The organism is Sulfurimonas sp. HSL3-2 (genome assembly GCF_039645965.1).
In the GTDB taxonomy this organism is placed as follows: domain Bacteria; phylum Campylobacterota; class Campylobacteria; order Campylobacterales; family Sulfurimonadaceae; genus Hydrocurvibacter; species Hydrocurvibacter mobilis.
Map to the genome: position 1 here is coordinate 2,233,157 of NZ_CP147917.1, position 6,892 is coordinate 2,240,048.

The 6,892-nt window shown below is 39.1% G+C and carries 7 protein-coding genes; 3 read left to right on the forward strand and 4 right to left on the reverse strand.

All coding sequences use genetic code 11. The features are described 5' to 3' along the window. Positions 1-136: 136 nt before the first annotated feature. Complete coding sequence (locus WCX87_RS11295) at positions 137-1,060, reverse strand: RluA family pseudouridine synthase (protein ID WP_345979989.1); 924 nt, start codon at positions 1,058-1,060, stop codon at positions 137-139. An 82-nt stretch (positions 1,061-1,142) separates the two neighbouring features. Here WCX87_RS11295 and purB point away from each other — a divergent pair, with 82 nt between their 5' ends. From purB to WCX87_RS11310, 3 genes are read left to right on the forward strand one after another with little or no spacing between them, the layout of a single operon-like run. Continuing rightward, positions 1,143-2,474, forward strand: a complete 1,332-nt coding sequence (purB, locus tag WCX87_RS11300; protein WP_345979990.1) for an adenylosuccinate lyase — start codon at positions 1,143-1,145, stop codon at positions 2,472-2,474. Positions 2,475-2,505: 31 nt separating this feature from the next. Continuing rightward, positions 2,506-4,872: a ribonucleoside-diphosphate reductase subunit alpha gene (locus WCX87_RS11305; RefSeq protein ID WP_345979991.1), complete on the forward strand. Its 2,367-nt coding sequence runs from the start codon at positions 2,506-2,508 to the stop codon at positions 4,870-4,872. A 1-nt stretch (position 4,873) separates the two neighbouring features. Further along, the gene (locus WCX87_RS11310; RefSeq protein WP_345979992.1) at positions 4,874-5,245 is read left to right on the forward strand and encodes a hypothetical protein; all 372 of its coding nucleotides are present in this window, start codon (positions 4,874-4,876) and stop codon (positions 5,243-5,245) included. On the opposite strand, the gene WCX87_RS11315 is transcribed toward WCX87_RS11310, so the two are convergent. Genes WCX87_RS11315 through ruvC form a run of 3 tightly spaced genes read right to left on the reverse strand, consistent with a single transcriptional unit; the run spans position 5,237 to position 6,779 of the window. Next, entirely contained in the window at positions 5,237-5,677 is a 441-nt protein-coding gene (locus tag WCX87_RS11315; protein ID WP_345979993.1) for a low molecular weight protein-tyrosine-phosphatase, read from the reverse strand. The genes WCX87_RS11310 and WCX87_RS11315 overlap by 9 nt on opposite strands. A gap of 13 nt (positions 5,678-5,690) precedes the next feature. Further along, a complete protein-coding gene (locus tag WCX87_RS11320; RefSeq protein WP_345979994.1) occupies positions 5,691-6,242 on the reverse strand; it encodes a PhnA domain-containing protein in 552 nt (183 codons plus the stop codon). A 54-nt stretch (positions 6,243-6,296) separates the two neighbouring features. Next, a complete protein-coding gene (gene ruvC, locus WCX87_RS11325) occupies positions 6,297-6,779 on the reverse strand; it encodes a crossover junction endodeoxyribonuclease RuvC (RefSeq protein ID WP_345981115.1) in 483 nt (160 codons plus the stop codon). Positions 6,780-6,892: the final 113 nt, after the last annotated feature.

A 6,892-nucleotide genomic window follows, 5' to 3' on the forward strand; every position in this document is an offset into this window, starting at 1 on the left:
CGGCGGCTGTTATTTTCACAACCTTAAACTCTTTGAAAAGTTATTCACATAGATTTTATTCTGCATGGACTTTTTGGAATGTTTCACATGAAACATTGTCAATTTTCATAAAACTACAATAATGTAGATAGTGCTTTTAAATCTCTTTTTTTAAGATAGATTCCAAGCACTCTTTTGCAAAATCAACATTGCTTTTAATTTTATACTCTTTACCTTTATATATAAACGAAAGTTCATATGCATGTAAAAGTAATCTTGATGCTCCTGTTGATATTATGCGCTCTTTACCTTTTAGTTCTCTATCGAGATACTTCGTCGTGATCTCTTCTTCTACACCATAAAGTGGATCACCGACAATCGGATGTTTCACGTGAAACAGATGAACTCTGATCTGATGTTGTCTTCCTGTGTGTGGATAGCACTCGACAAGCGTCATATCTAGATCTTCAAAATATTCAATAGGCTTAAAAAATGTCTCTGAACTTTTACCGGATAGATCTACTTTGACTATAGAACGAAGAACACCGGATGTTGCATCTTTATTTACTTTCAAAGGCTCTTTACATGTAAGCTCCTTTTCAAACCTTCCATATACTAAAGCAAGATATCTTTTTTGCATGTCTCTCTCTTGAAACATCATCTTGATATCTCTTTCGCTTTCTTTATTCTTTGCACATAAAACCAGACCACTTGTCTCCATATCGATACGGTGAGTTATGTTAGCATCCATCCCATACTGATACTTTACTTCATCTATTAATGAGTATGGCGTATATCTGTTTTGAGGATGGATAAGCATTCCGCTCGGTTTATCAAAAAGAACAAACTCTTCTGTTTCAAATGTCGGTTTTAAACCTTTAGTGATAGGCTCAAAAGTTATAAACTCGATATCGCCCGATATCTCTTCTTTATCTTTGAGAACAAGATCACCATTAGAAAATAATCTTCCACGAGCAATAAAACGTTGTGCTTCACTCTGTGAGCATCCGATCTCACGGATGAGAAAAAGAAAAGCTTTTTGCTTTTCCTCTAAATGAAATTTCTTGATGATAAACGGCAAAATTAATCCCTTTAAAAGTCAATGTTTGATAACATAAAAGACTTAATTATTTCGAAATATTAACATAAATAAGGTTGGATATATGGTAGAACGTTATGCACGTGAAGAGATGAGTTCAAAATGGACGATGCAGGCAAAATATCAAGCATGGCTAGATGTAGAAAAGGCTGTTGTCAAAGCTTGGGCAAAACTAGGTAAGATACCTCAAGATGATGCAGACAAGATAGTTAAAAATGCCGGTTTTGATATTAAAAGAATAGATGAGATAGAAGCAGTAACACGCCACGACCTTATTGCATTTACTACAAGTGTTTCAGAAACTCTTGGTGATGAGAGCAGATGGTTCCACTACGGGATGACAAGTTCAGATACGGTTGATACTGCCGTAGCACTTCAAATGAAATCTTCACTAGAGTTGATCATTGAAGATGTGAAGATGATCATGGGCTCTATCAAAAAAAGAGCGATGGAACACAAGATGACTTTAATGGTAGGACGTTCTCACGGTATCCATGGAGAGCCTATAACATTCGGTCTTGTTTTAGCTGTTTGGTATGATGAGATGGCACGCCACCTTACAAACCTTGAAGAGACTTTAGAAGTGATCTCTGTCGGTCAAGTAAGCGGGGCAATGGGTAACTTCGCTCACGCACCGTTAGAGCTTGAAGAGATAACATGTGAGGAACTGGGACTAAAACCGGCTCCTGCTTCTAACCAGGTTATACAACGTGATAGATATGCACGCCTTGCAACATCGTTAGCGTTGATGGCTAGTTCGATCGAGAAGTTTGCAGTTCAGGTTCGTCATTGGCAGCGTACTGAAGTTTATGAGTGTGAAGAGTATTTTGCAAAAGGACAAAAAGGTTCATCTGCAATGCCTCACAAACGTAATCCGATCCTAACAGAAAACATAACAGGGCTAGCTCGTATGATCCGTGCGTATGCAATACCGGCAATGGAAAACGTAGCGTTATGGCATGAGCGTGATATCTCTCACTCATCTACAGAGCGTTTCTGGCTTCCGGACTCATTCATCACAACGGACTTTATGCTTCACCGTATGAATAACGTTATAGCTAACCTAACGGTATATCCGGAGAACATGATGAAAAACTTAAACCTAACAGGCGGGTTAGTATTTTCTCAGCGTGTACTTCTTGAGCTTCCTTTAAAAGGTGTGTCTCGCGAAGATGCATACAAGATAGTGCAACGTAATGCGATGAAAGTCTGGGAAGAGATCCAGCAAGGAAAACCTACTACAAATGAAGCGGGTGAAAGTCTATATTTGAACCATCTTTTAGCAGATGAGGAGTTACGTAACTCTTTAAGTGAAGAACAGATAAGAGAATGTTTCAATTATGATTATTATACGAAAAATGTTGATAAAATATTTGCTAGAGTATTCAAAGATTAATTATAAAAATTTATAAACAGCAGGATATATTATGATTACAGTCATCAAGAGAAACGGTCGCCAAGAACCCCTCGATATTACCAAAATACAAAAATATACATCAGCAGCCATTAAAGGTCTTGCTAATGTATCGCAAAGCGAACTTGAAGTAGATGCTCAGATACAGTTCCGTGACGGGATCACATCCGAAGCTATACAAAAGACGCTTATCAAGACAGCTGTTGACAAGATAGACATCGATGCTCCAAACTGGACATTTGTCGCTGCAAGACTTTTCTTATTTAACTTATATCATCAAGTAAACGGTTTCACAGGTTACTGCTCACTTGAAAAATATTTTGAACGTGGTGAGAAAGAGGGACGTATCCTTAAAGGCTTAAAGGATATGTATGATCTTGAAAGACTGGAAAAGCATATAGTTCCTGAACGTGATCTAGAGTTTAACTACCTTGGTATTAAAACTCTTTATGACAGATATCTAATCAAAGACAGAAAAGGGGAGCCGATAGAGCTTCCTCAACATATGTTTATGGCAATAGCTATGTTCTTGGCACAAAATGAAGAGGATAAACACGGATGGGCGATCAAGTTCTATGACATGATCTCGCAGTTCGAAGTGATGCTTGCAACACCTACACTTTCTAATGCACGTACGACAAGACACCAGTTAAGTTCTTGTTATATCGGATCATCTCCTGATAATATAGAAGGGATCTTTGACTCATATAAAGAGATGGCACTGCTTTCTAAATTCGGCGGCGGTATCGGTTGGGATTGGACACAGGTTCGTTCTATGGGTTCATCAATCGACGGACATAAAAATGCAGCCGGCGGAACAGTACCGTTTTTAAAAATAACAAACGATATCGCTATTGCAGTTGACCAGTTAGGAACAAGAAAAGGGGCTATCGCTGTTTATCTTGAACCTTGGCATATTGATATTCATGATTTCCTCGATCTTAAGAAAAACTCAGGCGAAGAGCGTCGTCGTGCGCATGATCTTTTCCCTGCACTTTGGATAAACGACCTTTATATGAAACGTGTAGAGCAAGACGGCATCTGGACTCTTTTTGATCCATACGATTGTAAAGAATTAACTAACCTACACGGTGAAGCGTTTGAAAAACGTTACTTAGAGTTAGAACAAGATGAGTCTATCATCAAAGAGCGTGTAAAAGCAAAAGACCTATGGAAGAAGATCCTTCTTAGTTATTTTGAATCAGGTTCACCTTTTCTTTGTTTTAAAGACAATGCTAACCGTGCAAATCCAAATGACCATTACGGCATTATCAGAAGTTCAAACCTTTGTACTGAGATCTTCCAAAATACTGAACCGAATCGTTACCTTATAAAAGTGATCTTTGAAGACGGAAACTTTGTAACATACGAAGAGGATGAGTTAGTCAAAGTCGACAGCGGAATAGAAAAAGAGGCTAAAAAAATAACAGCTCTTGACTCTCTCGGCGGACAAAAGATATATATCGTTGAAAAAGAAAAAGTGGACGGCGCGACTGCTGTTTGTAACTTGGCATCTGTGAACCTTTCACGTATCAATACAAAAGCAGATATAGATCGTATTGTTCCGACTGCGATCCGTGCACTCGATAACGTTATCGATCTGAACTTCTATCCGTTAGAGAAAGTAAAACGCACAAACATGAGAAGCCGTTCTATCGGTCTTGGTGTTATGGGTGAAGCACAGATGTTAGCGGAGCAAAAAATCGTATGGGGAAGCCAAGAGCACTTTGATAAGATAGATGAGATCATGGAAGCGGTTAGTTATAACGCTATCTCTGCATCATCTGACCTGGCACTGGAAAAAGGAAAGTATGTAGAGTTCGAAGGGTCAAAATGGAGCAGAGGAATAATGCCTCATGACCATGCAAATGCAGAGGTCAGAAACCTTGTCGACCGCGGCGGACTTTTTGCACCTGCTTATGAATGGGATGAACTACGTAAAAAAGTAAAAACTCAAGGAATGAGAAATGGATACTTAATGGCTGTAGCACCTACAAGTTCTATCTCAATCCTTACAGGTACGACTCAAGCTATCGAGCCTGTATTTAAACGCAAGTGGTTTGAAGAGAACTTAAGCGGACTTATTCCGGTCGTTGTTCCAAATCTTTCGCCTGAAACTTGGAGCTACTATACATCAGCTTATGAACTTGACCAGCGTATACTCATTAAAGCAGCCTCAATACGTCAAAAATGGATCGACCAGGGTCAAAGCTTGAATATCTTTATAACGCTTGATAAAGCAAGCGCTAAGTACCTTAACGACATCTATATGCTAGCATGGAAGATGGGACTTAAATCTACATACTACTTACGCTCTCAATCACCTGAGACTGCAAACGATGTAGAGGATCGCTCTATGGAGTGTGTCGGTTGTCAATAGGATGAGGCCGCTAAGCAAAAATGAGATAGAAAGTTTTCTATCCCGTTTTGAAAGATTTGTCGATTCGGAAGTAAAAAGTATAACAGTTCAATCCCCGACAGTTATCGAAGTAAGGTTAAGTGTTCAAGACAGCGCACTGGGTTTTGACTGGATAGATCTCTCTTTTGAACTATCGAACGTCAGTGAAGCAAATCTGATAGATAACAGTAAACTGGCTTACCTTGATATGACTGAAGGGATAAGTATTGTTTTTGAAGATAACAAGTTTGTTTTTTGTTATGGAGATTACAGCTCGATAAGAAGTGCTAAAGACTCTGCGCTGTTTGTTATATGTGACAGCATCAAATATGAAGAGCTGCCTTTTTCAGGCTAACTCTTCAAACATAGTAGTAACACAACTCTCTATCATCTCATAGACTCTGTCAAAACCTTCAAAGCCGTCAAAGAAATATGGATCGGGAACATCTTCACCGTTATAACCGAATGATCCTAGTTTATGCAGATTGTTTGCGCCAAGACGTTTTAGATCATTGTAGTTACTCTGATCCAAGGCGATAACATACTCAAACTCTTCAAGCTCTTTTTTTGTTATCTGTGACGCAGTAAAAGATGATATATTGATCCCGTTCTTCTGAGCTACTTTTACCGAGTTGGCACACGGTGTCTCTCCGACATGCCAGCTGCCGGTTCCGGCAGAGGACACTCTTACATGTAAGTCTCTGTTTTCTACTATTTTTTTAGCCACACCCTCCGCAAGAGGAGAACGGCAGATATTTCCAAGACAAACAAATATAACAGAGTTCATAACTGCTACGGTTTTATGCTTTTTTCAAAAATTCTGTTTTAAGATAGATCTTCGCACCATTAACGCGACCCTCGATATGACCTTCGACATCTGCAGGGATAGATATGTTTCTAACTGTTGTTCCGCGCTTTGCAGTAAAGCCTGCACCTTTAACATCCAGGTCTTTTAAGATGACTACACTGTCACCCGCTTTTAAAACAACACCGTTTGCATCTTTAACGATAACATCTTCACCGCTGCTTAGTCCAGCTTCTGCCCACGCTTTTTCTTCATCTTCAAGATACATCATATCTAACAGATCTTGACGTCCTAGAGTGCTTAAAAGTCTGTATGACATCACTTTAACAGCAGGCACTTCGCTCCACATGCTGTCGTTTAGACAGTTGAAATGTGTCTCGTCCAGTTCACCGCTCTCGATTTGACCTTTACATGTAGAACAGACCAGGATTGATTGTTCTGCACTTCCGTCTGAAGGAGATACTTCTAAAACAGATAAGTTCTCTTCGCTTGCGCATAGTTCACATTTGTTTGAACTGCGCTCTTTTAATTCTTGCTCTACGCTCATTTGAATACCTTATATTGATTTCAAATGCAATTTTACTACTTTTGCTATTAAAACTTAATTTTGCGAAGCGAGCCTTACTCTTTGTGAATGTGTAATGGCTACGGCAATCGCATCGGTGATATCAAGCGGCTTGATCTCTTTTTTTATATTTAAAAGACGTTTGACCATAAAAGAGACCTGTTCTTTGTCCGCTTTGGCTTTTCCAGTAAGCGCTTTTTTGATCTGCAGCGGAGTGTACTCAGCAAACGTACCGAACTCCTGAATAAGTTTCATCATCAATGCCCCGCGAAACTGAGCAAGCTTTATGACCGTCTTAGGATTATGCGCATAGAACATACTCTCGACTGCGACTTCATCTATCTTATGTGCGGTGAACAACTGTTCTATCGCTTCAGCCATCTGCGGGACTTGAAACTGCAGGTCTTCTGCTTTCATCTTTACGAGTCCCGCTTCGACCAAAGCGATCTTGCCTTTGTCTAAAGAGATGATCGCATATCCCATATTTCTTGTACCCGGATCGATTCCTAAAATATTTATCATCACTTCCCTAAATTCACAAAACTTTTGAAATATTATATATTTAAAATGCTTCTATATGAAAAAATATGTCAGATTATCATATTTTTTTCAATAATCTTCATTCATCACAG